Raw genomic sequence first — 2,630 nt, forward strand, 5'->3', positions numbered from 1 at the left:
CCACCCCCGGTGCCCGGGACGGCCAGGATGGTCCGTACGCCTACCGGGAGGGCAGTCATGACCGACACCGCCGCCGAACCCGTCCTGTTCGGGGCCGGCCTCGAACCGGACCCCGCGGAGCAGGGGCCGCTGCCGATGGGCCGCGCCGACGCGGTGGTCTTCGCGGTCGCCGACGCCGAGCGGGCGGCCCGCCGCTACTGCGCCGCGCTCGGGCTGCGCTGTACCGCGTACGCCGGGCCGCGGACCGGGGACCCGGAGACCCTCTCGTACGTGCTCGCCGCGCCGGGGACGCGGATCGTGCTCACCTCCCCGGTGCGGACCACCGGCCCGCGCGGCCGGGAGCTGACCGCGTACCTCGACCGGTACGGGGACGGGGTGCTGGACCTCACGGTGAGCGTGCCGGACGTCTACTACGCCTACGACTACGCGGTGGACCGGGGCGCGCTGTCGCTGGCCGAGCCCTACGAGGCGCGGGACGACTACGGCGCGGTGGTGCTGGCCACCATCGGCGTGCCGGGCGGGACCAGGCACACGCTGGTGGACCGGGCGGGATACGTGGGGCCGTACCTGCCGGGGTACGTGCCGTGCGACGGCTTCTGACGGCGCCCGCCGTGCGACCGTCCGCTGTCCGACCGCTCGCGCCGCGACGGCCGGCGGTGCCGCCGCCCGCCGCCCGTCGCCCGCCGCCTGACGGGGTGTCGGGGTGTCGGGGTGTCGGGGTCCGCGCGTCAGCGGACCACCGTCTCCACGATCGGCGCGTGGCCGTTCCAGGAGGCGAAGACCGAGTTGGCCTCGTCGCCGCGGGTGAAGTCGACCCGCAGCCACTGGCCGTCGGTCCACACCTGCATCTGCCAGCCCGGGTCCGGGGTGGCGGACACCAGGGTGGCCCGGTCCGGCTTCAGGTCCAGCGCGACCTTGCCGCCGGGGATCGGGTAGCTCTTCACCGTGGACGTCGCGGCGGCGCTGGGGGTGGGCCGGCGGCCGGGCGACGCGGCGGTGGTGGCGGGAGCCGGGCCGTGCGGGGCGGTGGCGGCAGTGGCGGTGGTGGTCGGGGAGGCCGCCGGGGAAGGGGTCGTGGACGGTGGGGTGGAGCGCGGCTGGTCCGGCGTGGCGGGCGCGGAGTGCGGCGTGCCCTCGGCCTTCGGGGAGGGCAGCGCGATCGCCGTGGGCTGCTCGAACGCGGCGCCGGTCAGCACCGCGTGCACGCCGAGCCAGGACAGCGCCACCGCCGCCCCGGTGGCCGCCGCCCAGGCGCCGAGCTGTACCAGTCCGTTCCGCATCGTCCGCACATCCTGCCGTATTTCCAAACGGATGGAGACCGGCACCCCCGGTATTCGGCAGGGCAGTTGCACAATGTCCGGACCCACCCCCGAGGTACAGACCACTGACCGGCGATGGCGTACCGTGCAGGCCCATGGCAACAGTGCTCGTGGTCGAGGACGACCCCTTCGTACGCTCCGCCCTCATCCGCCACCTGACCGACACCGGTCACGCGGTCCGCAGCGTGGGCACGGCTCTGGAGGCGCTGCGGGAGGTCGCCCAGGTCGGCTGCGACCTGGTGATCCTCGACCTCGGACTGCCCGACCTGGACGGCAGCGAGGCGCTCAAGATGATCCGGGGCCTGACCAATGTGCCGGTGATCATCTCCACCGCCCGGGACGACGAGGCCGAGATCATCCGGCTGCTCAATGACGGCGCCGACGACTACTTGGTGAAACCTTTCTCCGGGGAGCACCTCAGTGCCCGGATGACCGCCGTGCTGCGCCGCTTCGGCAGCGGCGCGGCGCCCGTCGCCCAGCTGCTGCGGGTCGGCGGACTGGCCATCGACCTCCAGCGGCGGGAGGCCGCGCTGGACGGGAGCCCGCTCGACCTGACCCGCCGTGAGTTCGACCTGCTGGCCTTCCTGGCGGCCAGGCCCGGCGTGGTGGTGCCCCGCAAGGAGATCCTCGCCGAGGTCTGGCAGCAGACCTACGGCGGCGACCAGACCATCGACGTCCACCTCTCCTGGCTGCGCCGCAAGCTCGGCGAGACCGCCTCCAACCCCCGCTACCTGCACACCGTCCGGGGCGTCGGGGTCCGGCTGGAAGCCGTCGGGGGCGCGGCGGAGCACCGGACATGAGGCGGTTCGGGCGCTCGCTGCGCTGGGCCCTGATCAAGGCCGCCGTCGCCGGGACCACCATGGTCGCGCTGGCCTTCCTGATCCCGCTCGGACTGATGGTCCAGCAGACCGCACGGGACCGGGCCTTCACCGCCGCCGAGCGGCAGGCCGCGGCGCTCGGGCCGGCCCTGGCGATCACCACCGACGAGGAGGCGATCACCCGGGCGCTGGCCAGTACGGACGCCGGCGGGCAGGGGCGGATGGCGGTGCACCTTCCGGCGGCCGGGCAGCCCGCCGGGGCGGGTGGCGGCGGCGCGCTCCACGGCGGCGCGGCGGCCGGTGGGGGAAGTGGAGCGGGCGGAGGAAGTGGAGCCGGCGGCGCGGCAGCCGTCGGCGGGAGTGGAACCGCCGGTGGGAGCGGAGGCGGCGGCGACGCGGTCCACGCCGTCGAGGGCGACGGAGCCGGGCCGGGCGGAGGCGGCCCCGGGACGGTGGCCGCCGGGACCGGCGAGCCCGGGGGCCCGATGCTGGG

At 75.7% G+C, this 2,630-nt stretch carries 3 protein-coding genes and 1 pseudogene; 3 read left to right on the forward strand and 1 reads right to left on the reverse strand.

Annotation, left to right across the window (positions count from 1 at the left end; all coding sequences use genetic code 11):
• Positions 1-57 precede the first annotated feature (57 nt).
• The gene (locus ACIQOV_RS36605) at positions 58-600 is read left to right on the forward strand and encodes a VOC family protein (RefSeq protein WP_401055117.1); all 543 of its coding nucleotides are present in this window, start codon (positions 58-60) and stop codon (positions 598-600) included.
• A gap of 128 nt (positions 601-728) precedes the next feature.
• Here ACIQOV_RS36605 and ACIQOV_RS36610 read toward each other — a convergent pair whose 3' ends face one another.
• Positions 729-1,280, reverse strand: coding sequence for a hypothetical protein (locus ACIQOV_RS36610; protein WP_401055118.1), 552 nt, complete (start codon positions 1,278-1,280; stop codon positions 729-731).
• A gap of 134 nt (positions 1,281-1,414) precedes the next feature.
• Between ACIQOV_RS36610 and ACIQOV_RS36615 the strand changes: the two genes are divergently transcribed.
• The gene (locus tag ACIQOV_RS36615; RefSeq protein ID WP_401055119.1) at positions 1,415-2,119 is read left to right on the forward strand and encodes a response regulator transcription factor; all 705 of its coding nucleotides are present in this window, start codon (positions 1,415-1,417) and stop codon (positions 2,117-2,119) included.
• Positions 2,116-2,630 (forward strand): annotated as a pseudogene (locus tag ACIQOV_RS36620) (two-component sensor histidine kinase); the annotation flags it as partial. The gene ACIQOV_RS36615 and the pseudogene ACIQOV_RS36620, both read left to right, overlap by 4 nt.

It is taken from the genome of Kitasatospora sp. NPDC091257 (assembly GCF_044757675.1).
In the GTDB taxonomy this organism is placed as follows: Bacteria; Actinomycetota; Actinomycetes; order Streptomycetales; family Streptomycetaceae; genus Kitasatospora; species Kitasatospora lactacystinica.